The 23,403-nt window shown below is 51.1% G+C and carries 18 protein-coding genes and 1 CRISPR repeat array; all 18 genes read right to left on the bottom strand.

Features of this window, described 5'->3' with window-relative positions; all coding sequences use genetic code 11:
- Positions 1-59: 59 nt before the first annotated feature.
- Complete coding sequence (locus tag LKE88_RS12975; protein ID WP_105325915.1) at positions 60-1,379, bottom strand: replication-associated recombination protein A; 1,320 nt, start codon at positions 1,377-1,379, stop codon at positions 60-62.
- A gap of 1,637 nt (positions 1,380-3,016) precedes the next feature.
- Complete coding sequence (locus LKE88_RS12970) at positions 3,017-4,735, bottom strand: H(+)/Cl(-) exchange transporter ClcA (RefSeq protein ID WP_105325918.1); 1,719 nt, start codon at positions 4,733-4,735, stop codon at positions 3,017-3,019.
- Positions 4,732-6,009 (bottom strand): diaminopimelate decarboxylase, encoded by a 1,278-nt coding sequence (locus LKE88_RS12965; protein ID WP_118287189.1) that lies wholly within the window; start codon positions 6,007-6,009, stop codon positions 4,732-4,734. Before LKE88_RS12965 ends, LKE88_RS12970 begins: the two co-directional genes overlap by 4 nt.
- A 1,744-nt stretch (positions 6,010-7,753) precedes the next feature.
- Positions 7,754-8,407 (bottom strand): putative 7-carboxy-7-deazaguanine synthase QueE, encoded by a 654-nt coding sequence (queE, locus tag LKE88_RS12960; protein ID WP_231086390.1) that lies wholly within the window; start codon positions 8,405-8,407, stop codon positions 7,754-7,756.
- Positions 8,397-8,723 (bottom strand): 6-carboxytetrahydropterin synthase QueD, encoded by a 327-nt coding sequence (gene queD / locus LKE88_RS12955; RefSeq protein WP_105325921.1) that lies wholly within the window; start codon positions 8,721-8,723, stop codon positions 8,397-8,399. The genes queE and queD overlap by 11 nt, the downstream gene beginning before the upstream one ends.
- On the bottom strand, positions 8,698-9,423 hold the full coding sequence (queC, locus tag LKE88_RS12950) for a 7-cyano-7-deazaguanine synthase QueC (protein WP_105325922.1): 726 nt from the start codon (positions 9,421-9,423) through the stop codon (positions 8,698-8,700). Before queC ends, queD begins: the two co-directional genes overlap by 26 nt.
- Positions 9,416-9,880 carry a preQ(1) synthase gene (gene queF / locus LKE88_RS12945; protein ID WP_105325923.1) on the bottom strand — a complete coding sequence of 155 codons (465 nt, stop codon included), beginning with the start codon at positions 9,878-9,880 and terminating at the stop codon, positions 9,416-9,418. Before queF ends, queC begins: the two co-directional genes overlap by 8 nt.
- 227 nt (positions 9,881-10,107) lie before the next feature.
- Positions 10,108-10,704 carry a class I SAM-dependent methyltransferase gene (locus LKE88_RS12940; protein WP_105325924.1) on the bottom strand — a complete coding sequence of 199 codons (597 nt, stop codon included), beginning with the start codon at positions 10,702-10,704 and terminating at the stop codon, positions 10,108-10,110.
- Positions 10,701-11,231 carry a hypothetical protein gene (locus LKE88_RS12935; protein ID WP_105325925.1) on the bottom strand — a complete coding sequence of 177 codons (531 nt, stop codon included), beginning with the start codon at positions 11,229-11,231 and terminating at the stop codon, positions 10,701-10,703. Before LKE88_RS12935 ends, LKE88_RS12940 begins: the two co-directional genes overlap by 4 nt.
- Before the next feature lie 65 nt (positions 11,232-11,296).
- A CRISPR array of direct repeats spans positions 11,297-12,884; the repeat unit is 35 nt; unit sequence ATTTCCGTCCCCTTTCGGGGAATCATTTAGAAAAT.
- A gap of 220 nt (positions 12,885-13,104) precedes the next feature.
- Positions 13,105-13,386: a CRISPR-associated endonuclease Cas2 gene (gene cas2 / locus LKE88_RS12930; RefSeq protein WP_105325926.1), complete on the bottom strand. Its 282-nt coding sequence runs from the start codon at positions 13,384-13,386 to the stop codon at positions 13,105-13,107.
- Positions 13,386-14,378 carry a CRISPR-associated endonuclease Cas1 gene (cas1, locus tag LKE88_RS12925; RefSeq protein ID WP_105325927.1) on the bottom strand — a complete coding sequence of 331 codons (993 nt, stop codon included), beginning with the start codon at positions 14,376-14,378 and terminating at the stop codon, positions 13,386-13,388. Before cas1 ends, cas2 begins: the two co-directional genes overlap by 1 nt.
- A 24-nt stretch (positions 14,379-14,402) precedes the next feature.
- Entirely contained in the window at positions 14,403-15,728 is a 1,326-nt protein-coding gene (gene csm6 / locus LKE88_RS12920) for a type III-A CRISPR-associated CARF protein Csm6 (protein ID WP_105325928.1), read from the bottom strand.
- Complete coding sequence (gene cas6 / locus LKE88_RS12915; RefSeq protein WP_231086389.1) at positions 15,725-16,498, bottom strand: CRISPR system precrRNA processing endoribonuclease RAMP protein Cas6; 774 nt, start codon at positions 16,496-16,498, stop codon at positions 15,725-15,727. Before cas6 ends, csm6 begins: the two co-directional genes overlap by 4 nt.
- Positions 16,491-17,705 carry a type III-A CRISPR-associated RAMP protein Csm5 gene (gene csm5, locus LKE88_RS12910; protein ID WP_231086383.1) on the bottom strand — a complete coding sequence of 405 codons (1,215 nt, stop codon included), beginning with the start codon at positions 17,703-17,705 and terminating at the stop codon, positions 16,491-16,493. Before csm5 ends, cas6 begins: the two co-directional genes overlap by 8 nt.
- On the bottom strand, positions 17,698-18,714 hold the full coding sequence (gene csm4 / locus LKE88_RS12905; protein ID WP_270441181.1) for a type III-A CRISPR-associated RAMP protein Csm4: 1,017 nt from the start codon (positions 18,712-18,714) through the stop codon (positions 17,698-17,700). Before csm4 ends, csm5 begins: the two co-directional genes overlap by 8 nt.
- Complete coding sequence (gene csm3, locus LKE88_RS12900) at positions 18,711-19,424, bottom strand: type III-A CRISPR-associated RAMP protein Csm3 (RefSeq protein ID WP_353937247.1); 714 nt, start codon at positions 19,422-19,424, stop codon at positions 18,711-18,713. Before csm3 ends, csm4 begins: the two co-directional genes overlap by 4 nt.
- A 40-nt stretch (positions 19,425-19,464) precedes the next feature.
- Complete coding sequence (gene csm2, locus LKE88_RS12895; protein WP_231086378.1) at positions 19,465-19,869, bottom strand: type III-A CRISPR-associated protein Csm2; 405 nt, start codon at positions 19,867-19,869, stop codon at positions 19,465-19,467.
- A gap of 17 nt (positions 19,870-19,886) precedes the next feature.
- Positions 19,887-22,424 carry a type III-A CRISPR-associated protein Cas10/Csm1 gene (gene cas10 / locus LKE88_RS12890; protein WP_270441182.1) on the bottom strand — a complete coding sequence of 846 codons (2,538 nt, stop codon included), beginning with the start codon at positions 22,422-22,424 and terminating at the stop codon, positions 19,887-19,889.
- Positions 22,425-23,403 lie beyond the last annotated feature (979 nt).

Raw genomic sequence — 23,403 nt, 5'->3', positions numbered from 1 at the left:
CTCTATCATAGGGAAAAGTTCTTACGATTCTTTGTCAAAATTGTGTCCAATTTGTTAGCTTACTTCTCATGGGCTTTCTTCCAGTCCCGGATTTGCCGCAGCCGCTCCTTGTACCGGGCTTCCAGCCCCTGTTCCGTAGGATGGTAGTAGGTCTTGTCCTTCAGAGAATCCGGCAGGCACTGCATGGCTGCCACCTTCTCCTTGGTATCGTGGGCGTACTGGTAGCCCTCCCCGTAGTGCAGGTCTGCCATGAGCTTCGTAGGCGCATTCCGAATCACCAAAGGCACCGGTTCCGCCAGGGAATTCACCGCGTCCGCCTTGGCTTCCATATAGGCCAGCTCCATAGCGTTGGACTTGGGCGCCATGGACAGGTAGATCACCGCATGGGTCAGATTCACACTGCACTCCGGCATCCCGATAAAATGACAGGCCTGGTAGGCAGCCACCGCCACCTCCAGCCCCCGGGAATCCGCCAGCCCCACATCCTCGCTGGCAAACCGCACCACCCGCCGGGCAATGTAGAGCGGGTCCTCCCCCGCCTCCAGCATCCGGGCCAGCCAGTAGACCGCCGCATCCGGGTCCGAATTGCGCATGGACTTGTGCAGGGCGGAAATCAGATTGTAGTGCTCCTCCCCGTGCTTGTCGTAGAGCAGGGACTTCTTGGACGTACATTGCTCAATGATGTCCCGGGTAATGTACAGCCCGTCCTCCCGCTTCTCCCCGTTGAGCGCCACCATCTCGAGAGTCGACAGCGCCGACCGGGCATCCCCGTTGCTAAAACGCGCAATCAGCTCCAGATCCTCAGGCGCAATGTGCACATGGTCATTTTTCAGTCCCCGCGGGTCCGTCAGCGCCCGGTTCAGCACCTGGAGAATCTCCTCCGTACTTAGCGCCTTCAGCACAAACACCTTGCACCGGCTCAGCAGAGCCCCGTTCACCTCAAACGAAGGATTTTCCGTGGTGGCGCCGATGAGAATAATGGCCCCCTTCTCCACAAACGGCAGGAACGCATCCTGCTGCGCCCGGTTGAACCGGTGAATCTCGTCCACAAACACAATCGTCCGGCTCCCGTAGCGCCGATTATCGTCCGCCCGCTGCATCACCGTGCGGATCTCCTTGATCCCACTGGTCACCGCAGAAAAATTGATAAACGTAGAATGCGTGTGCTGCGCAATAATCTGAGCCAACGTGGTCTTCCCGACCCCCGGCGGACCCCAAAAAATCATGGAGGTGATCCGGTCGGCCTCAATCAAATTCCGCAGCACCTTCCCCGGACCCAGGAGCTGCCGCTGCCCCGCAAACTCGTCCAAATTGCGCGGCCGCAGCCGAGCCGCCAACGGCTCCTCCACCGGCGCTTCGAATAAACTACTTTCGTCCATAGGCCCCCTCCTGACAGTAAAATATCGATACATTCTATTATACCATATTGAGCAGGGGCTAGTGCGGTCCGCGAACCTGAAGTGTGCTGGTTCGGGGTATCCACTCTCTGTCACCTTCGGTGACATCTCTCCCCTACAGGCGAGAGATTTGGGCTGGTTAGTGCGGTCTGCGGAAATGGGAGGTGACCGGGCCCGCAAAGCGGGCTTGGAAGACCCCTATCGGCACCAGCGGTGCCGCTTCCCCCAAGTGGGGAAAGGTCTGTCCCCTTTTAGGGCTAGTGCGAACCGTTAGGTAGTCCAACTACAGAAAAATTGCCTACGGCAATTTTTTGCTGTAGAAAACTCTGTGCCGGATTTTTGGTCGACGTTCTCAACGGGTATAGTGCTGGCCTAGGCAACCTGATTTTGAACCCCATCCGCCGGTGATTCCACCGCCACCTTCCCCTTTTCCAGTGCACGCCAAGCAGTGCACTGGTAAGTGGAAGGCATGCGGCCGAAGGCCGCATATACTTGGTTAAACTTCCTCCGTCAGCCTTTGGCTGACACCTACCACAACGCTTTGCGCTCGCATCCAAGAGTCTACAGTTTATAAAAAGACTCTTGGTTCATGCGAGCCATGTGATAGCAGCCCAAGAAGCAAGCCCAAAATGGGCGTAGCTGATTGGCTAGCTGCGAACCACTGTGGTAGGCTTCCAAACCACTACTGGTCATGTAGAATCTAAAATATAGTGCTGATATGAAGTTGACCAGTGATGATTACGAACGTCTCCTTCAAGCGTGAAGGAGATACCGACGTAGTCGGCAGAGGAAGTTTATCCAGCTTTTCTGCGGCCGCCGGCCGCTTGCCTTCTCCGCACAACAGCAGTCCAAGCGGGGAAGGTGGGGCGCGGAGCGCCTCGGATGGGGCCTGCACTACCATTCTTCTAGAACTAGCCTTTTGCAAGCAACGAAAGCATTCCTGTATTCAGCTTTCTGCCTCATTACCGACTGAAATCAATTAGCAAAAATTGATTTCGGTCCTGTGATTGCGAAGCAATCACAAATGAGGAAGTCGCCACGCCGCGTTCCTCGCAAGTCTGGTGGGTCGTCTACAGTTCCTTGGAACGCGGGGTGGCGAAAGGTGCTCTACGCCCCACCGCCCCGGAGGGGTGCATACACACGTACCATTCTTGCGCAACGTGACTGCCTCTCCGTAGTGTCCGAGCGACAAGATGCCCCGCCAACCAAGATTCCAAGAGACGGGGTTCTGTGGCGCGAGGATACGACAGGAGAGCAGCGCAAACGCACTATGGTGACTGCAACAACTTTGCCAGTACTAGCATTTAACCTCTCGCCTTTAGGGGAGAGGAAAGCATCACTACCTCTTTTAAAGGTAGTGATGCAGGAGAGTGGATACCCCGAGCCAGCACACTTCAGGTTCGCTGACCGCACCAACTGGTGGCTATGTTTTCAAAAATAGTCAGCGCTCCGTCGCTTTTTTGAAAATATACCCCAAAGAGAACGGAAAGGCAAACATTGCGAACAAGCACTCCAATTGCACCCATTTTAGTAACGCCCCACCCCACCCTCTCCCTTCAAAAAAAACGACTTGCGCCCTCTCCCGAGTTCGCAAGTCGTTTTCATATTCTTCTTTGTTTTTACTTCTTCTTTTCTTCCTTCGCCGCTTTTCCACCCTTACCATTCTTCCCTGCTTCAAGCGTTACTGGAGGTACCGGGGATTCTGCAGCGGCTTTCTTCTCTCCGCTTTCCTCCCCCAGCTTCCCAGCCCACTCAGGCCGTTCTTCCACCCGTGCGCGGAACAATCGTGCCAGTTCCCGCAGTTTGGCGTGGTTGGGGATGAGATACACATAGTCGCCGGCTAGTAACCGTGTATCTCTCTGGGGAATCAGGTCCTGGTCGCCCCGGCGGACGCTGACTACCAGCGCTCTGCCCGGGAAGCGGATTTCTGCCAGGGTCTTGCCCTCCACCGGGGACCCGCCTTCTACCGCTTCTTCCAGCAGGTTCTGCTGGGCGGGGGCCACCAGGTTGTTCTTGTTCCGCTCGTGCTTGTCGATGATTTTCTCCAGCATGGCGTCAAAGATCGGGGTGTCGTGGCAGAGTTCGCCGGCTGCATAGGCAAACAGGGACACGATGCCCAGGGGCACCAGGTGATAGAACCGTCCTGTCAGTTCCAACAGCAGCAAAATGGCGGTAACGGGGGCCCGGACGCAGCCGGTAAAGAACCCGGCCATGGCAAAGACCACCATGTGGAGCCGGTATTCGGGAGGCAGCCAGCCCATTTCCATGGCTACGTTGCCGTAGATGGCACCGCAGACAGCGCCCAGTACCAGCATGGGCTGGAGGCTGCCGCCGGGGGCTCCGGACCCGGTACTGAACAGGGTGAACACAAACTTGCCCACCAGCAGCACCAGGAGAATGGCCAACGTTCCCTTCAGCTCCACCATATCCTCGATGATATTATCCCCGGCGCCCAGCACTTCAGGCAGGAGATAGGTCAGGGGAATAGTTAGCAGCAGGGGGAATGCCAGTTTCATCCAATGGTAGCGGAAAATGGGCAGGCCGTAAAAGCGCCCCATGTTCATGCTGCCCTTGTTGAAGGCCACCCCCATGAGCCCGGTAAAAAGCCCCAGCCCGATCAGGAGCGGCAGGTATTCCACCGGCATAATGGGCATTTTGGGAATCAGGAACACCGTTTCCCAGCCAAACACCGAATGCACCAGCACCGTGGCCACAATACAGGCCATCAGGGTGGGCACCATCACCATGGCGGACATATTCTTGTGGATGGTTTCCATGGTGAACATGACCCCCGCCATAGGGGCGTTAAAGGCCGCAGCCAGCCCTGCCCCGGCACCGCTGCTGATCAGCGCCCGCTCCTCCAGATTGGTGTTATTGAGGAGGCGGCTAATGCCCTGGCCGGACATGGCCCCAATCTGTACCGAAGGCCCTTCCCGGCCCATGGACAGCCCGGCACCAATACCCAGGGACGTATCCACCAGTTTGACAAAGATGACCCGGGCCCAGTGGGGACTTTTGGTCAGTCCCAGCACAATGCCCCGGACCTGGGGAATGCCGCTGCCGCCTGCCATAGGCGCCCAGCGGACCAGGCCGCCCATGATGATGGCCAGCACCACCAGGGCCCCTACCCATAATAAGACGTACGCGGGAGGCACGTTCTGCAGAAATTCCACCATGGAATCCCGCCGTTCAGCCACAAAACCCAGCCCCAAACGCAGGAGAGTGATCAATAAGCCGGCCGCCACTCCCACCAAAATGCCCTCGAAGGCCAGACGCAGCTTCAGACCGGGTATGTGCAGCATACCCTGCAGCGTCTTTTCCCGCTCGCTTTTATTCACTCGTACTTCTTCAGATCGTCGAACAGGCCGGTGAAGTCCAACGTAGCAAAGTAATCTTGAGGAGTCTCGGCACGGCGCATCATTTCAATGCTGCCGTCTTCCTTCAGCAGGAATTCCGCACACCACAGCTTGCCGTTGTAGTTGTAACCCATGGCGGAACCGTGGGCCCCGGCATCGTGGATGAACAGATAGTCGCCCTTTTCCAGTTTGGGCAGCGGACGGTCCACCGCGAACTTGTCGTTGTTTTCGCACAGACCGCCGGTCACATCGTATACCGTATCGCAGGGTGCGTCTTCCTTGCCCAGCACCGTAATGTGATGGTAAGCCCCGTACATGGCAGGCCGCATCAGGTTGGCTGCGCAGGCATCCACCCCGGCGTATTCCTTATAGATATGTTTGAAATGCAGCACCTTGGTGATCAAAGCGCCGTAAGGGCCCGTCACAAAACGGCCCATTTCGGTGAACAGGGCCACATTGCCCATGCCAGCCGGAACCAGCACCTCGTTGTACACCTTCTCCACCCCGGCACCAATGGCCAGAATGTCGTTGGGTTCCTGTTCCGGACGGTAAGGAATGCCCACGCCGCCGGACAGATTGATGAATTCCACGGCCACGCCGGTTTCTTCCTTCAGGTCCACAGCCAGCTGGAACAACTGCCGGGCCAGTTCCGGATAGTAGTCGTTGGTCACCGTGTTGCTGGCCAGGAACGCATGGATACCGAAATGCTTGGCACCCTTTTCCTTCAGGATCTTGAAAGCGTCCCGAATCTGTTCCCGGGTCATACCATATTTGGCGTCCCCAGGATTGTCCATGATCCCGTTGCCCAGGCTGAACACCCCGCCCGGGTTAAACCGGCAGCAGATGGTTTCCGGAATGCTGCCAGCCACCTGTTCCAGGAAGTCAATCATGGTAAAGTCATCCAGGTTGATGATAACCCCCAGATCACTGGCCAATTTCATATCTTTTACTGGCGTATCGTTGGAAGAAAACATAATATCATGCTTCTTGAAACCACATACATCGGACATAATCAATTCCGTGTAGGAAGAACAATCCGTACCGCAGCCCTCTTCCTGGAGAATCTCCAGCAGCTTCGGCAGCGGTGTAGCCTTCACCGCAAAATATTCCTTGAAACCCTTGTTCCAGGCAAAAGCCTGACGAATCTTCCGAGCCGTCTCCCGGATACCCTTCTCATCATACAAATAAAACGGAGTGTCATAGGTCTTGGCAATCTCCAGGACCTTTTCTTTCGTTACAAAAGGAACTTTCTTCATTATACGAATATACCCCCCTCAGGTTTATATGTGTATTGTACACTGTATTTTATTTTACCATTATCGGGGGAGAGAATGAAAGAGTTTTTTCCCGAAGAGAATGTGTATTGGAGGAAATGAGACAGATCTTACACATTTTGTGAACGAGAAGGAGTTTTTCTAGGTGAAAGTACGTAAGTTAGGGCGAACAAGGGGGAATAGAGTATGGGAATAAGGAGGAAAACCTACACTTTTCTGCGAAAAGTGTAGAGGTGTTTTTAAGAATATATAGAGCCCGCCTAGGCGGGCTTGGAAACCCCTATCGGCACCTGTGGTGCCGCTTTCCCCAAATGGGGAAAGGCCTGTCCCCTTTTGGGGCTAGTGCGGACCGTTATGTAGTCCAACTACAGAAAAATTGCCTACGGCAATTTTTTGCTGTAGAAAACTCTGTACCGGATTTTTGGTCGACGTTCTCAACGGGTGTAGTGCTGGCCTAGGCAACCTGATTTTGAACCCCATCCGCCTTCCTAGCGTCAGGCACCTTCCTCTTTACCAGTGCACGCCAAGCAGTGCACTGGTAAGTGGAAGGCATATGCGGCGCTAGCGCCGCGAAAAAGCGGTAATTAAACTTCTATCGGCACCTACCGGTGCCACTTCCTACAGCGGTTCGCCGTATTCCATTCGCCATCGCCTTGCAGGCTTGGCTCCTGGACGGCTGTCGCATGGGCCTTATTGACCAAACATCCTTTGGATGCCTGTGGGGATGTTTGGATGCGGCCGCAACGCTTACAGGAAGCGTTCTATGCCGCTGCTGTTCAAGTTCTAGATGTGGTTAGATGTAGAATTTTTTTACCTATCATAATTCTTTTCTCAAAACCCGTTTAGCACATGACTCGTATGGGCCTAAGGCCGGCCCCTTCAAGCGTGAAGGGGCTGTCAGCCCAGAGGGATGACTGAGGAAGTTCACCCATATTTTGCGGCCGCCGGCCGCTTGCCTTCTCCGCCCAACAGTGGTCCAAGGCGGGGAAGGTGCCGGCAACTCGCCGGCGGATGGGGTCTTGTACGACCAAGGTTCTTGCACTAGAGTATTGTAAGAAACGGGAACGTCACCTCAAGTTATCTGCCTCGTTGCGGCATTTTCCAAGCCCCCTTGGAAGATGCCCTGTGATGAGCGCAGCGAAGCACCAACGAGGAAGTCGCCACCGTGCGTTCCTCGCAAGTGTAGTGGGTCGTCCACAATTCCTTGGAACGCACAGTGGCGGAAGGTCCCCTCGCCCCCGCTACCCCGGAGGGGTGCATACACACGTACCAAACTTGCGCAATGTAACTGCCACTCCGCAGTGTCCTGGAGTCTTCATCGTCGTCCTGATAGGCCCTTGCGGGTCCCGCTTTTGGTAAGGTGTCGGCACTTCAGAGGCCCATGCCCAATGTAAGGACACGATAGAGGGGCAGCGCAAACGCACTAGGGTAGCTGCAACAAATTTGCCAGTACTAGCCTGATTACAGCTTGTGGTACACCGTTTCTGCGGGGTGTGTTTTCAAAAACAGTCAGCGCTCCGTCGCGTTTTTGAAAATATACCTTAAAGAGAACGGAAAGGCCAACATTGCGAACACCATCCCAGTCCCCGAATGGGCCTGCACCCATTTAAGTAGCGCCCCGCACCAACCCAATTCAGAATGCCCGAAGGGCCCCTTCTTCTCATCAAAAAACCAGGCTTTCGTCCAATCCGAAAGCCTGGTTTTCCCATTTTACATCATATTCCCACTACACCCCGCGCATGGCCGGGTCCCAAATCACCTTATGCAGCTGTACCTGGACGCACACATTGGCCAACTTGTGCTCCCGGACGAACTCCACCAGTTCCTTGGGCTCTATCTCCCCATACACCGGGGACAGGTACACTTTGGCGGTAAAGGGGTACTGTTCCAGTACCTTGACCATATCCGCCAAATCTTCCTGGCTGCCCACCACGAACTTCACCACGTCGTCTGCGTTCAGCTGGGACAGGTTGCCCATGAGCATCTTTTCCCGGGCGCCGGAGGACGGGGATTTCACATCCATGGTATAGAACAGCCCGGCAGGCCGCGCCCGCAGCAGGGGCACGGCGCCGTTGGTCTCGATATTCACCTCGTACCCTTCCTGGCTGAGGATGCCGCACAGCTCCTCCAGGGGCTGGAGCAAAGGCTCGCCGCCAGTAAGGGTCACTTTCTTCCAGGGGTAGCTGTGGATCCGGTCCAGCAGCTCCGCCAGGTTCAGCACCTCCGCCGCGTCCTTCACGTTCCAGGAGTAGGCCGTATCGCAGTAGCTGCAGCGCAGGTTGCAGCCGGCAAAGCGCACAAACACCGCCATATAGCCGGTGCGCTTCCCCTCCCCTTCCACGGAGTCAAAAATCTCTACCAGGGGAAACTCAGTCTTCATAAATCGCCACGTTCCCTTCCGATTCCTGGACGGAAACCCGGGTGCAGTAGGGAACCCGGTCGTGGATCCATTTGGCGATGTTTTCCGCCGTAGGGTTGATTTTCACCACATCGTTGATGAACGCATGGTCCAGGGCCATGACCACTTCCTTGATCTTGCCAAAATCCACCACCATGCCGTTTTCGTCCAGCTCTTCCCGCTGACAGGTCACATCAATGATCCAGTTGTGGCCGTGCAGGTGGGTGCATTTGCTGGTATAGTTCAGGTCCAGTCGGTGTGCGCCGCTGACTTCAATTCTTTTTGTTACTGTGTACATCATATTCCTCCAAAGCTGGGTCCGGGACCCCGTTGGCCGCAAAAGCCCTGGCCCGGTCGATACAGGTGCCGCAGGTGCCGCAGGGACGGTCGCCGCCCTCGTAGCAGCTCCAGGTGAGTTCATAGGGGGTCTTCAGTTCCAGGCCCCGTTTCACCACCCCGGCCTTATTCAGCCCCGCAAAGGGCGCTTCCAAATGACATTGGTTGTAGGTGCCGATGGAAATGGCCTTCCCCATGGCAGCCACAAACTCCTCGCTGCAGTCCGCATAGGCGTTCCCTGCTGCATCGTCCGCATGAGCCCCCAGGTAAATGGCCACGTCATCGTTTTCGTACAGGCTCATAGCCAGACTGGCCACCGCCGACAGCATCAGCCCATTCCGGAAAGGCACGTAGGTAGAAACCTTCCCCTCCCCGTTTTCCGCAATCTGCTGGTCGTAGCTCTTATGGACAATCTCCTCCGTGGAGCCCTGGAGCAGGGAGCAGTTGGAATACTGGAAAATCCCGGACAGATCCAGCTCATAATGGGGCAAACCATAGTACTCCGCCACCTTCCGGGCCGCTTCCAGTTCCTTTACGTGCTTCTGGCCGTAGAAAATGGAAACCGTGGACACGTTTTCCTTCCCGAACGTCTCCACCGCCACCGACACACAGGTGGTAGAATCCACCCCGCCGCTGGAAAGCACCAGTGCTTTCTTACTCATGGATGAAAGCCTCCATTCTCCGCTTGGCCATATCCTGGTAGTCCGGCTGGGCATACACCGCAAAGGGCAGAATGCTGATGCCGCCCCGGGGATTAAAGTACCCCGCCACCTCCAGATATTTGGGGTGCAGCAAGTTCACCAGGTCGTTTTTGATGATATTCACACAGTCCTCGTGAAAATCCCCGTTGTTCCGGAAAGAGAACAGGTACAATTTGAGAGACTTGCTTTCCACCAACGCATGGTCCGGAATATAGCTGATCACAATCCGGCCAAAATCCGGCTGCCCCGTCTTCGGGCACAGACTGGTAAATTCAGGACAATTCAGTTTCACCATATAAGGCGCTTCCTCGTGCTTGTTGGGGAAGCATTCCAGTACGCCGGGATTGTAGGTGTTGGCATAAACAGTCTTGCCGCTGCCCAGTTCCGTAATCCCTGCCAATTCTTCTTTCGTTCTCATAATAACCTCCTAAAAACATTCCCCTTAGGGTTGTCAATATCCTATTATATAACATCTTGCCTCGAACGTCTAACCGTAAAAACAAACAAAAGCCCAGGGCAGCACGCCCTGGACTGGCAATCCACGCCCCTTGTGAAAAGGGGCGACATAACGGATAATAATTATCCGTTAGTTCAATAATAATTTCAACCCACGCTCCTTTTGATTGGAGCGACTGTAAAGCATCCTTACTTTTTCGCCAGCACATTCACCCAGCAAAATCCCTGCCGCTGCAGCAGGTCCCCGCTTTCCCACAGCTCCAGCAAGTTCAGCCCACTTCCCTGCACCAACTGCCGGATCTCCTGGGGGGAATAATTGGCAAAATACCGGCCTTCCCCGTCCATCCCTGTTACGATACCACATTTCAGGGAAAAATAAAATATACCTTCCGGCGCCAGACAGTCCCCCACCCTGCCCAGGAACTTCCGGCATTCCCCTTTCGTCAGGTGGAGCAGCACCGCATTGGCCCAAATGCCATCATACAGTTGCTCCCCCTGCCAGTCCTGGAGCCGTTGGCATACCACCCGGACCCCTGCGTGCTGCCCAGCCAGCCGGCACAGCACCTCCGAGGCCTCCAGCCCCTCAGCCGCAAAACCCCGTTGCCGGAAAACCGCCAGATCCCGGCCGCTGCCTGCCCCCAGGTCCATAATGCGCCCACCCGGCTGGACAAGCCCCAGGAACCGGTCCCGGTTGGCAGCCATATCTACCCCCACCGTCCGGGCATAGTAGCTTTCCCCCTGGGCATTGTAGTAAGCAATGGTCCTGTCGTTTTCCCAGCTCATCATTTCCCCCTGGCCCAGGCCGCTTCCACTTCACCCCAGCGCTGCTCCACTTCCAGCAGCAGCTGCTGCACATTCCCCTGCCGCACCAGCTGAAACAAAGCCTCCGTCAGCACAATACCCTTGCTGCTGCCCACAAACCGCTTTTCAAAAAACCGCACCGGCACCGCTTCCCCGTTTACAATGTGGAAAGCGTCAAGAACATTGTTGAACCCGTACTGCACCACCACCTGCAGCAGCGCCTCCTGGTTGATTTTGCCCGCATTGAACTCCTCACAGCTGCGAAACACCGTACTGGAACGACTGGTGAACTGCCGAGGCGCCCTGGCCGTGTGGATACACAAGTACCAGGCATAGGGCACCGCCAACTCTTCCAGCGAGACCCGTTTCTGCCCCCGCTGCGCCAGCTCCAGCAGACACCGCGCCAAAGCAAATTTGTAGGTAGCAGAATGCTGCCCGTAGAGAACAATAGCAGCCCAGCAGGCCTGCACCCGGGGGAACTGCTGCTGTAAAACCTTTAGCTCACTGGTCATCGTGACGCCTCCAAGGGAAAAAGCTAAAAAAATTGTCTTTGCTATAGGAAGCTCATATAGCAAAAATTTCCGTCCCCTTTCGGGGAATCATTTAGAAAATTCATTTCACCCGGTATGTAGATATGTTACAGCGTGTGGACCAATTTCCGTCCCCTTTCGGGGAATCATTTAGAAAATGCTACTATATCAGTGTAGCGAGGCCACGAGGTCACGCTGGGATTTCCGTCCCCTTTCGGGGAATCATTTAGAAAATAAATTGTAGGGACCAAGGATTAAATTATCTATACCCTGAAGATTTCCGTCCCCTTTCGGGGAATCATTTAGAAAATCTATCAGAATGAAAAGGAGGAGTATAAAAATGAAAAAAATTATTTCCGTCCCCTTTCGGGGAATCATTTAGAAAATTATGATAAGAGCATCAAAGAGTTACCGCAAGGCAAATTTCCGTCCCCTTTCGGGGAATCATTTAGAAAATCATATCGGTTGACACTAAAGAGGTTTCCGTCCCCTTAATTTCCGTCCCCTTTCGGGGAATCATTTAGAAAATAGTTTTTATCTAGTTCATGGCTGACTTTGACACTACTATAATTTCCGTCCCCTTTCGGGGAATCATTTAGAAAATTAGTATGAGCACCAAACGTCATATTACCACGTGGAGCGGTACGCAATTTCCGTCCCCTTTCGGGGAATCATTTAGAAAATGAATTACAAGAAAACTTTGAGCACCTCAAAAAACTTTATGGATTTCCGTCCCCTTTCGGGGAATCATTTAGAAAATCCAAAAAGATTGCAGCTTGTTATGCTTTGTATCTGTACATTTCCGTCCCCTTTCGGGGAATCATTTAGAAAATCATGGTGCGAATTGGCTACAACCATGGGCTTTATGCATTTCCGTCCCCTTTCGGGGAATCATTTAGAAAATAATGAAAAAGATTATTAGAGGATTAAAGTACGACATTTCCGTCCCCTTTCGGGGAATCATTTAGAAAATCAAAATCATCCAAAGGGTATATGATTAAGTCAACAAAAGATTTCCGTCCCCTTTCGGGGAATCATTTAGAAAATCTTACGAGTGACAGCCGTAAAAGGAATAAGTCTTAAGATTTCCGTCCCCTTTCGGGGAATCATTTAGAAAATGACGATATTCATATAGATGAACGAGTGACCACACGTTTGCGATTTCCGTCCCCTTTCGGGGAATCATTTAGAAAATAGAAAAACCACCAGAGACACGGGGAAAACGGTGGACATTTCCGTCCCCTTTCGGGGAATCATTTAGAAAATAATAGCAAAATTGAGTATCTGTAAAAAAGGAGAAATGAATTACATTTCCGTCCCCTTTCGGGGAATCATTTAGAAAATTATATAATCAAATATGGGTATCCATTGGGTATCCATAATTTCCGTCCCCTTTCGGGGAATCATTTAGAAAATCCAGTATGTCGAAGATGAAGATGGTCAGATGATTTAAATTTCCGTCCCCTTTCGGGGAATCATTTAGAAAATGAATCATGGAAATTACGAAAATCGCTGAAATGCTCAGGAATTTCCGTCCCCTTTCGGGGAATCATTTAGAAAATTAATTGATATTGATAATCATTCCGTTATTTCTGCCAGAATTTCCGTCCCCTTTCGGGGAATCATTTAGAAAATCCTAGCCCCTGGAAGCCGCTTTCTGCCTGGCTGAAAACAGGGAAAAACGGCGCTGTTGGTAAAATTGGAGGAAATGGGTGCACATAGCAGCGGTAAAATACCTGCAAAGCCAGACCCCATGCGGTCCGGCGCTGTTTTACTATCAAGTGCAGAACAACTGCTTTTTAGTATAACAGGACTTACTGTCGTCCGTAAAGAGAATTTTGCTTATTCTCTTAGCTTACAAAATCACGCAGTCTTCTTCTTTCCGTTCGCCCAGTCCCCAGGTGTAGACATTCACAATAGAATCAAGAATATAGATACGCAAGGAATCTGTTGCAGGGTCGATTATACGATGGCTTTCATCAATTAATCGATCATACTTTTTGCGTCCTAAAAGTGCCTCAAAAGCAGATTTCTGCACTCTCACGCCGTACCGTTCCAAACACTTTACCATTTTATTCCGTTTCTTGTTATCTACGATGTCATAGATAATCAGGACGATACATTCTTTTTCTCTCATCAGAAAATCTCCAGGGGTTTATATAAGGCAAAATCTTCATTTTTAAGTGCTGCTGCATAAGCCCTGCACTGCTGGGCAATGGATTCCCGGTAACTATGAGCCCCTTCAATATATTGATTGTTCGAGCAAAGTTTTTTGTGATACGCCTGAAGGAAGATTTTTCGTCCTTCTGCATTCAAAAAACAACCCTCTTCTATCGTGTCAAAACAGTCCAGATTCACCATATGCTTTCTCACTAAACTCAGCACCAACGAATCCACCAAAGGAGCTCTCCATTCTTCAATCAAGTCGGAAACCAAGGCTGGATGGCCTTTAGCCAGGGCATGGCAGAAGCCTACATAGGGATGCAGACCTTGGCCTACAACTGAACTAAGAATCTCATTAAAGAGCATACTATAGCCCATGCTCAGCATAGAATTGAAAGGATCTCTTGGTGGATGTTTGGTACGCTTGGAAAACGCAAATTCCTCGGGAACAATCTGCCCCAACGCATCGAAATATACCCTACTGATGATTCCTTCATAACCCATCAGTTCTTGCACATTTTCGGTTCTGAAAATACGTCCCCGCAGCGTAACGATATTATGAATCTGCGATTCCAATAATCCTTCAGCTACATTTCGCTGATATCGACGCAATATCGTTAACTGGTTATGTGTCTTGGCAGCTATGACTTTTTTAGCCAGCTCAAAATAGAAACTTCCATTTAACAATAGTTCAAACTGTTTCTGCTGCTTAAAAATATCCACCTGCTGGGTATTCACCAATGTACCAAAATATTGTCCTTTTCCAGAAAGCCAGGTAATAGGAATTCCGCGCTGAATTAAATCAGTGAGTAAATTGGAGGAAATTTGGACATGATCTACCACAGTAACATCTTCCACCTTTTCCAAGGGAACTTCCATCAAGACTTCGTTATTCCGCCCAATGCTTACATGGCCGCCTATGCGCCGAATAAAAGCGCCGCCTTCAGTTACATACAGAGACGTCATCCCGTTGCCTCCTCTAAAAAATGATTATACCTGAGCTTTCAGCAGTTCTTCCAGTTTTTGGTTCAGCTGATCATACACCATTTCTTTAGGCACCCGGTAATGATCCCCCAGAACAAAATAAAAAACCGCCTGAATGTCCTGATAGATTTCCTGCATGGATTTTCCCACTGCAGCTTTCACATCAGCATCGGTCAGTGGCTGAATCTGATGGGCTTGTTTATTGCGGATTTTGCTTTCTACGTTCCGCAAGGTCTGCAACGTTTTCTTGATAGCCTCCGGTACTTCCTCTCGGGTCTGCAGGAACAGTTCCAGATAATAATAGGACAAATTCTGCCCATCCCGCAGGGGATAAGGTAAGGTATCCTTAAGCTTCTGGTAATATTCCGGAAAATTCTCTTTGATTTCAGAAAGCTGCATTTTATCGTAGTTTTTCTTGCCGGTGAATTTTTCCAATGGAATCTGGAGCTTTTTGGTAATATAAAAACAGAGCAGTTCATAGAGAAATGGGCTCAGCTTGACAAAGAAGTCCTGCTTATAGTCCTGTTTCAGGCGAATTTCCATGACCCACAGGTATTCCCGCAGCTTAATGGCAGCTTTGTCCCGTACCTGGGGAAAGAGAAATTCCTCATAGGCAGGATACTGACTCAAGGTTTTCTCTGCTGCCTCGTAATCCAGGTTGGAGCGTTCATAGGCGTGCTGCACCAGGTCCAGTACTTCCTGGGACAGGATATCCCGGTTTTTATTAGCCAGTTCCACGGCATTCTTGTAGCTGTAGGCCTGGACCAGTTCCACCAGTTCCCGGGCCACCTGCCGGTATTTGATAAAGCGCAGTTTGGGTTCTGTACAGCGATTTTCACATTCTTCGGGGAGATTGTCCAAATTCCCTTCGATAATGTCTTCTACCGGAGTAGTATCCAACAAATGCTCAGTATTGCGGTTGGAGCCTTTTTGGGGAGAAGAAACCTGGATGGCCTTGGCCTTGTCATATTCAATGGCCAGAACAGCCAAAATCATCTTCATCTGGGGAGTACCGGAGCTGGTATTCAGCAGGATTTCTGCCTCCGGATAGGCATCCACCAGGCGGTAGAACTCATCGGTCATCCGGTACAAAGAATCCAGTTTGTGAACGTCCACAATATCGGTTTTGATCAGTTCAAGCTCACAATCCGGTTTTACCGCTAGGATAGGCTTGGTGTACCATTGGCGTGCTTCTTCCTTCTCGGTCATTTCCTTGCTCAGAAAGAGCACGGCCTTATCCGGCTGGTACCAGCGGACAATATGAAGGATGGCTCCATCCCGCAAATCCCGGATGGGGTCCGTATCTCCTACAGCTGAGTATAAAATTTTCATCGCCACAGCTCCATTTCTACCTGGGTGCCGCCCATGCCCAGGGCTGTTTTGATACCCACGCCGGAAAATTGGGCGTAGTCAGCCAGAAGGGCTGCAAGCCGGCGTAAGATGATATTATTTTTTAAAACTACGGTATAATTGCCCCGAAAGGCCTGGACCCGGGTGCCCTCCAGGGCAAAGGGATGCAGCTTCAGGTCATAGCTGCCTACAAAGAGATTTTTTACCAGCTCCTGTACAGCATCCGGAGCATCGATGACCTCACTGTCGCTAAAGTAGTTCCACCGCTGGAGCAGGCTGTGAAACAGCAGTTCCAGCTCCGGATAAAGGGCGTAGGTGCCATTGGTTTTAAAGGTGGTGGAGGTCAGAAAAGCAAAATGAAGTTTTCGGTAAGTTGCCTCGCCCCCCAGATAGGTATTGGCCAGGGTGTCATAATCTGCTTCTCTGCAGCATTTCCGCTGGGTAATCTCCACGGTTACGCCCTTTTGTTTCAGGCGAAAGGTATCCGGCAAATTCCAGGCGGGTTCCAGCAGTCTTTGGGCTGCCTCCTGGTTCAGGCTGGAAAGCCGCCACTTCAGGGTGTGTTCCTGCCTGTCCACATAAAGGTATTGGCTGTAGGGCCGCAGGTTCTCCAGGTGCAATTGAGAGGCATAGGCGGGTTCAATAGCTTCCATCAGAACTCCCTGAAGCAGGCTGCCGGCAGATTGGGTCAGTTTGGTTTGTTCCTTGGGCTGAAGCGTCAACTCAATAGTGGTTAAGGGTTTGCTAAACACGGGAAATTCTCACTCCCCCCATCAATACCAGCCGGTTTGACAGCCTGGTGCCCTTAAGCAGCCGGGGAGAAATGGTCCGGTCCGCCTCCAGGTGTTTATGCTTCCAAAACTCCTTATTCAGCACGGCCCGTACCACCGGGACCGTTTCCCGGGGAGAATCGGCTAATGCCAGAACAAAGGTCTTGTGCAGAAAGCCATTATTGCGGCCTAAATAGGCATTACCCTTGGCCAGTTCTGCAAAGAGGCTCTTCTGATTGGGAAAGGCTTCTTGCAGTACTTTGTTCAAATATTGGTAGAATTCCTGCAAAATCTGTTCCACCTCAGCAATGGAATGGATGCCAATCCGCTCCAGCATACTTTTTTCCAATGTCAAGGAAAATTCAAATTGGGTTCCCGGCATAATGGCTTCAAAGAAGATTGGCAAGGCTTTTTCTCCCCGCTGCCCCAGGTCCACCTTTTGCAAAAGGGCTGTGGGGCTTTTTCCCTGGTCGGCCCCTGCCTTGTCCCTTACCAACAGGGCATCCCCGCAGCGCAGGCCGCGCAGGGCATCGTTTAAGGGAGCATTTTTTTCGTCACAGCCCAGCACACACAGGAGCTCCCTTTCAATCTGCGCAGCTATTTTCTCCAGCTCTCTGATGCAGGACTTCTCTCCCCTTCCATCACGACTAGCGCTGGCCCTTTCCAATTGAGGCACAATTTTTTGGATTTCCTGCCAATGGGCTTTTCTGCGGCTTTCCCACTTTTCCTGCCGAATCAAATGAAAGAGGATGGCCGTCCGCAGCAGCCCTTTCAGGGAACTGCCGGGAATATACACCGTACCATCGGCCTGATGCAGGCAGGGAATAATATCATTGACATTTTTCCTAATCCCCGATTTTTTTAAATCCACCTGGACCTCCATGGAGGTCCGAATGGCCTTTCCCAACTGTACCGGGTTCACATTCCGCGAGCCCATAGTTTTTTCCAACCATTCAAACGGCGTTTCTGAGGAATTTTCCTGCAGGTACCGCTCAAAGAATGGCAGGAGTTTCTTTCCATACAGGTATTTGAACCATTCTTTTTGGTTCAGCAGGTATATCTTTCCCCGGCTGCGGTCATACAAATATTCTTTGGAATTCAGCGTATGTCCTGCACCGATGCTGACAGGGGTCAGCACCTGCAGCCGCAGGGTACTTTGTTCTAAAAAATCATTTCTGCTGTTATGCATCGTGCACCCCCACAAACAGCCCTAAACCATTCCTATAAACAGGGTGAGCTAAGCCAGGAACCTGGAACTGAAGCATCCGGCCTGTCAGCGGCTGTGGAAAACAGGAGCCTTCCACAAGAGTATAGTAGCTGTTCCGTTTTACAGCATTCGCCAGCTGGGCAGAGCTGACGAAACCGCTGCGTTTGCGAAGCTTATACGTTCCTTCTGCCAATTGGGAAATGGTCTTTTGGTCAGGGGCCAAAGCTGCAATAGTCATATAATAATCACCTTGCTGCTCAATAAGCATATCTAACAATGCCTGGGTATCCTCAAAAAGGCAGGGATAGGCTGGGTCCATTTCTTCCTTATCAGCAGCCAATTCGAATTTGCCGCAGCCGCTGCTTCTTTCACCGCCAATGCCGGAATAACCCAAAAGTTCCAACAGCTGGTCAAACTGGTCTTCTAAGCTTTCCTGTCCTTCCTCAAAGCCTGCAAGGAAATACAGGCCGGCGCCGGGAGCAAAAGTGTAGGCGCCGACAAAATAGGGCAGACCCGGTTCCAGCCTGCGGTTCAATTTTGCCACTGTTTCAAATTGGCCAAAATTGGGCTGTTCCAGGATAGCATTTTCCGTCTTTTCGCTGTTTTTCTTTTCCAGCAGCGAGGCCCGCACGTACCGGACCTTCTTCAGGGCTTTTCTGCGGGTAGCCTCTGCCTTGGTGGCTTGATAGCTGTGGGTTTCCAGCTTTTTGTTTTCCAGCCGCAAAGGCCGGGGCAGATAGTATTCCCACTGGCCGGTTTCCTTTTCCCGGTCGAAAAACGGAAACAGACTGGAAAGAACCATTTTCCCCTGCTCCACGGCCGCAAGGAGCGTCTGCAGCAGTTCCGGGGCCTGGGCAGCTTCATTACACAGGGCGCTGAAAAAACTGTCAGAGGAAAAGGATAGCTCCACATTTTCCAGCGTTCCACCTTCTGCCGTGTTGCCAAAATGGACGGGCGTTAGAAAGTGTAACGAATATACGTAGTACCTCATGGTTCAACGCTGCCTTCCAGCCCTGCAAAAACATTTTGGCAGACTTCTTCCAGGCTGCTGTTTTTCATACCTACAAATTGGGGCTGCAATTGGGAGAAGGCAATGCGGCCGTAGCCCCGGGAACCATGTCCGCCCAGATAGTCATAGGTCAAAAGCTCCAAGCCTTCCTTCAGGGTTTCCAGATCGGTCTGGAGTTCCGCTTCATCATCACTTTCCACGTTGTACACCAATTTAAACGCAAATTCCATGCCTGCCGGTACCCGTTCAATTTGGCGGGGCATGGCGGCGCCGGAAAGCCGGTTAATGGTATTTTCGTACTTGACTTCCCCCATGTAGGTATCCGTGTCCAAACTGGTAAAAAGCTCCTGGCTATTTTCAGTGACAAACAGATCGTAGAATTGCAGGCGGGCCGGTCGTACCTTATCCTTTCCTGCCATACCAAAAAGACGGGCAATGACTTTGTCATCCTCCTCCACACTATTTAAGATATAACCTTCCACTCTATTTTTGGCCAAAAGGGTTCTCAGCTTGCCTTTCAGGGAACTGCCGGGAATAATGGGCGCATGGGTCAGGGGGTCCCGAACAAAGGGACTGTCCACGGCACCAATGGGAGCATAGTCCGAGCCTGCGCCAATATGCAAGCCAGTTTTGACTGTTAAAATTCCGTTAATCACAATTTTTCCTTTTAATGCTGCCTGATTTCCTTCCATCATAAAGCCTCCTCTAAGCTATTTTTGCATTTACCAGTTCTTAGTCAGCGCCGCCATAATATTTGTGGAAGGCCACCAAAGCTTCAATGTATTTGCACAGTTCATCAAATTTTTTGTAGTCCTTGCCCACGCCATCGATTTTGGAGATCAAATCGCTCTGTTTTACAAAATCGTCCACGAATTTATCCCGGCCTTGTTCCCGGCCTGCCTGATACAGCAGATTGGCTTTCAGCATCTTGACCTCCAGTGCTGCATCAGGTTTCAATTCTGTGTTTTTCTGTGCTCCTTTGGCAATCAGCACTTCGTTGCGGATGGCATTTACGGAGGTCAGAAATTTACGGATTTGAGAGGTTTTCAGGCCTATGTGTCCCCATCTATCTTTTTTCAACTTATTGATAACGCTCTCCGCTTGATCAACGATATTGGTTGCTTCTTTTTCGCTCATGGCACTCTTCTCCTCACTTAGATTCCCTGATTATCCCGCAGGTAATAAATCGCCAAATGCAGGGCTGTCAGCAGTTCCTTCCGGTCCGTTTCGTTCTTCACCCACTGGTACAATTGCTGCGTGACTTGGTTGTACAGGTCCAGTTGCTGCTGGTACTTTTCCCGGTCTTTTTGCTTGGGTGGCTGCAGCCGCGCCAGTGTGTACAAAAAGCGGGCCAGATTGATCTTGTTTTCACCAGTATCCAAACCTTCCAATAGACCTTTAAGTTTGTACAACATGGTTTTTCCCACAGGAAGCCCTTTGGTATTTTTCCCGGTTAAGTTGAAAGCTTCTTCCAAGAAGTTCAGCTTTTCCCCGCATACTCCTTGGGTAAAGCTGCTCCACTTATGCAAATGCTGGCATTGCAGCTGATTTCCGTGATTGTTGGTATCTATGCCAAATAACGCCACTGCGTCCTTTCCCGGCACCTTCTTGGCCATATCCTCCAATTCTCCAGCAATAGCAGCCATGCTATGGACTGGATAGGACGGGGAGAAAAAGGCAATGCCAGCAGAAAGGGTTAGTTTTCCCTGGGTAAAGACCCGGAAAGCTTCCCGGATTTCTACGGCCAATTCCAGCACTTCCTGCCAGGCTCCTACAATAAATACATCGTCACCGCCGGAATAGATAATATGAACAGCCCGGGGGCCGGACTCTTTTTCCTGCCAGATGGAAAAGGGTTCCAGGGCAAAACCACCCTGCCCTGTTAGTTCACCCTGAGCCAGTTTATTCACGCCGGCCTTGAAAAACAGGGATAAATCCCTGGATAGATCCGCATAACGGGACAGGGTGGCATATCTGGTTTCATCACCTTTTTTATCACTGATATAACCGCTGATAAAGGCTGCGCCCAGGTTGTCCACATCCGCCCGCAGGACGGCAATCCGGTGAATGCCCTTCCCCTCGGCATCAGCACTGCAATCGGCCAGCTGGGAAAAATCCAACACCTGGTTATGGGGGCCCTGGCATACATAATCGGCCACCCAGAGCCGCTGCTTGACAAATTCGCCGGTAACAGCCTTATTTTTCCCATAGATTCTCAATATTTCATGGTTCTTGGCAAAAGCTGCAAGAGCCTTTTCTGACACCACATAGATTGCCGCTTTGCCTTCTTTGGCATACATAGGAACGCCATCAAAAGCGGCATCCACCAGGCCTTGGGCAATGACAAAACAGGTATCTTTGCTGCCTACCAGTTGGCTGCCCAATCGGAACAAACCTGCACACATTGGGCAGGCTTCCTGGCCGGAGCCTTCTTCCCCATAGGGTTCCAGCTCGGCAGTGGAGGTATGACAGATGGCGCATTCCCGGGTGGCATCCTGCACCGTATTCAGCGAACTGTTTTCATCAAACAAGGCCTGCAGGGTTTCCGTATCGTAGCGCTGGATCTTACTCTTGCTCACGGCACGGCTGGTCCGGGCAAATACATTGCGCTGGGTATCAGAGTGAAGCAGGTCTTCTGCAGAGCAGGGAGCCATCCCCATGGCCAGGTACAAACGGGTGCCCAGCTGCTCCAGCAGCCATTGGTTCACGTTTTTCTGGTGTGCTTTTACCCCAGTTCTAGCTGCAGGGGTGTTAGGCAGCAGGGCATAAAAGTGACCGCCGCCGCTGTACAGCAGGTTTACCCGGGAAAGGCCCAGGGATTCCAGCAGCGTATCGATAACATTTTCCATGAGGATTTCCAAATAGAAGGACCGTCCGCGCAGGGATTTCAGGGCCCCTTTGGACGGGATTGTGTAGATAAAATCCTGAATGCCGGACAGGTCCCCAGATACCAGCAGGAAGGCCTCTTCCTGGCGGAACACTTTGTTTTTCTCGAAGCAAAGTTCTTTAACGTTGGTTTTTCCGTTGGCGGCAAAATAAGCTGCCATACAGGCGGCAACCCCTGCGGTGACCTTGGAATGCATATAGAGGGAAATATCCCCCAGCTCGGCCTCGTTGGTACTGGAGGGCGCATAAGCGGTCACATCTTCATAAATCCGCAGCAGTTCGTTGCAGGCCATTTCATTGAGCTTTTTCTGCTGAAAATTTTGTTTTAGGACATTGACCAGTTCCTGATACTTATCGCTGGAAGCCTGCAGTTCTTCTTTGACAGGATAATTAAACTTTTCTTCTTCATTAAGCCCCCGCAAGTAGTATTTGGCAAAGGGCTTTTGGAGAGTACCGCCAAAAGCAGAGAAAACAGAATGGAGCGGCAGGGTTTTATCAAAGCCCGTGCCCTCCCCTTCTTCCAGTTCTCTCCGGTCCACCCCAGAAGCAATATTATCGGCTTCATACACAATATAGGCCAAATCATCATTTTTTAATTTGGCACGATTGAGTTCCCTGCCATGATGGTACCGGACGCAGTGCAGCAGCGCCTCCGTGTCTGCCGTGCCAGCCTCCAGATAGGGCTTTAAAAATTCCGCCCCTCTCTGGGAATGCGTCCCTGTCAGCGCATTGGCACGATAGACCAATTTCCCCACATCATGCAGCAGAGCACCCTTAACCAGAGTGTCATACCCACCTTGTGACATATAACTCCTCCTCACCACTTGAGATATTCCAATCTTACGATTATTTAATTTCTTTTGCTTAGACCGAGTTTTTGCCTATAAAAATAAATAATAAAACAATCCTTGCCATTTACTGCCTTGCTGAGATTTCATTCCGCAGTTGCAGGCTTGTTTTAGGGAAAATCGATTTTTTGGCAATGGCCTAATGCACATGGTTTTATTTTACCATAGGGCTTGTACAAAAATCATCCCCTGATGGAACTTTTATTAAAGATTGTTTTTGGAAGTTCTAAATTCGAATGCTGGAAAACATAAAACAGCAGGCTGTACCATTGCTTATTGTTAAGAATGGTACAACCTGCTGTTTTCGTTTGGATATTAGATTGGTCCGTCCCCTTACGGGGAATCATTTAGAAAATAAGAATTTATACGTTTAGTTGGGAGGCACTACCTTGAATAGCGTTTCCGTCCCCTTGCGGGGAATCATTTAGAAAATTCGATTGCGTATTTGCTAATAATGGGTGCTATTGTGAGAAGTTTCCGTCCCCTTTCGGGGATAATTTTTAGTAACGCCTTAGGTTTTACGTGCTGCAAAAACTGGGCACGTGCAAAAAAGATTCCGTCCCCTTACGGGGAATCATTTGGAAAATCAACACTATAGACAAGTCTATCACTTGCAAAAAATGTCAGTTTCCGTCCCCTTTCGGGGAATCATTTAGAAAATGGCACACAATAAAAAGGAGTGTTTGACAATGTACAAGTTTCCGTCCCCTTACGGGGAATCATTTAGAAAATAAGAATTTATACGTTTAGTTGGGAGGCACTACCTTGAATAGCGTTTCCGTCCCCTTGCGGGGAATCATTTAGAAAATTCGATTGCGTATTTGCTAATAATGGGTGCTATTGTGAGAAGTTTCCGTCCCCTTTCGGGGATAATTTTTAGTAACGCCTTAGGTTTTACGTGCTGCAAAAACTGGGCACGTGCAAAAAAGATTCCGTC

This window comes from Acidaminococcus hominis (assembly GCF_022484025.1).
GTDB lineage: Bacteria > Bacillota > Negativicutes > Acidaminococcales > Acidaminococcaceae > Acidaminococcus > Acidaminococcus hominis.
This window is presented reverse-complemented; position numbering and strand designations above follow the sequence as displayed.

Coding starts and splice junctions, on each gene's coding strand:
- cas10 (WP_270441182.1), bottom strand. CDS start 22,424: ATGTCACAAGGTGGGTATGACACTCTGGTTAAGGGTGCTCTGCTGCAT.
- queC (WP_105325922.1), bottom strand. CDS start 9,423: ATGAGTAAGAAAGCACTGGTGCTTTCCAGCGGCGGGGTGGATTCTACC.
- queF (WP_105325923.1), bottom strand. CDS start 9,880: ATGAGAACGAAAGAAGAATTGGCAGGGATTACGGAACTGGGCAGCGGC.
- LKE88_RS12940 (WP_105325924.1), bottom strand. CDS start 10,704: ATGATGAGCTGGGAAAACGACAGGACCATTGCTTACTACAATGCCCAG.
- csm2 (WP_231086378.1), bottom strand. CDS start 19,869: ATGAGCGAAAAAGAAGCAACCAATATCGTTGATCAAGCGGAGAGCGTT.
- LKE88_RS12935 (WP_105325925.1), bottom strand. CDS start 11,231: ATGACCAGTGAGCTAAAGGTTTTACAGCAGCAGTTCCCCCGGGTGCAG.
- LKE88_RS12975 (WP_105325915.1), bottom strand. CDS start 1,379: ATGGACGAAAGTAGTTTATTCGAAGCGCCGGTGGAGGAGCCGTTGGCG.
- csm3 (WP_353937247.1), bottom strand. CDS start 19,424: ATGGAAGGAAATCAGGCAGCATTAAAAGGAAAAATTGTGATTAACGGA.
- LKE88_RS12965 (WP_118287189.1), bottom strand. CDS start 6,009: ATGAAGAAAGTTCCTTTTGTAACGAAAGAAAAGGTCCTGGAGATTGCC.
- queE (WP_231086390.1), bottom strand. CDS start 8,407: ATGAAGACTGAGTTTCCCCTGGTAGAGATTTTTGACTCCGTGGAAGGG.
- csm6 (WP_105325928.1), bottom strand. CDS start 15,728: ATGAAAATTTTATACTCAGCTGTAGGAGATACGGACCCCATCCGGGAT.
- cas2 (WP_105325926.1), bottom strand. CDS start 13,386: ATGAGAGAAAAAGAATGTATCGTCCTGATTATCTATGACATCGTAGAT.
- cas1 (WP_105325927.1), bottom strand. CDS start 14,378: ATGACGTCTCTGTATGTAACTGAAGGCGGCGCTTTTATTCGGCGCATA.
- csm5 (WP_231086383.1), bottom strand. CDS start 17,705: ATGCATAACAGCAGAAATGATTTTTTAGAACAAAGTACCCTGCGGCTG.
- csm4 (WP_270441181.1), bottom strand. CDS start 18,714: ATGAGGTACTACGTATATTCGTTACACTTTCTAACGCCCGTCCATTTT.
- queD (WP_105325921.1), bottom strand. CDS start 8,723: ATGTACACAGTAACAAAAAGAATTGAAGTCAGCGGCGCACACCGACTG.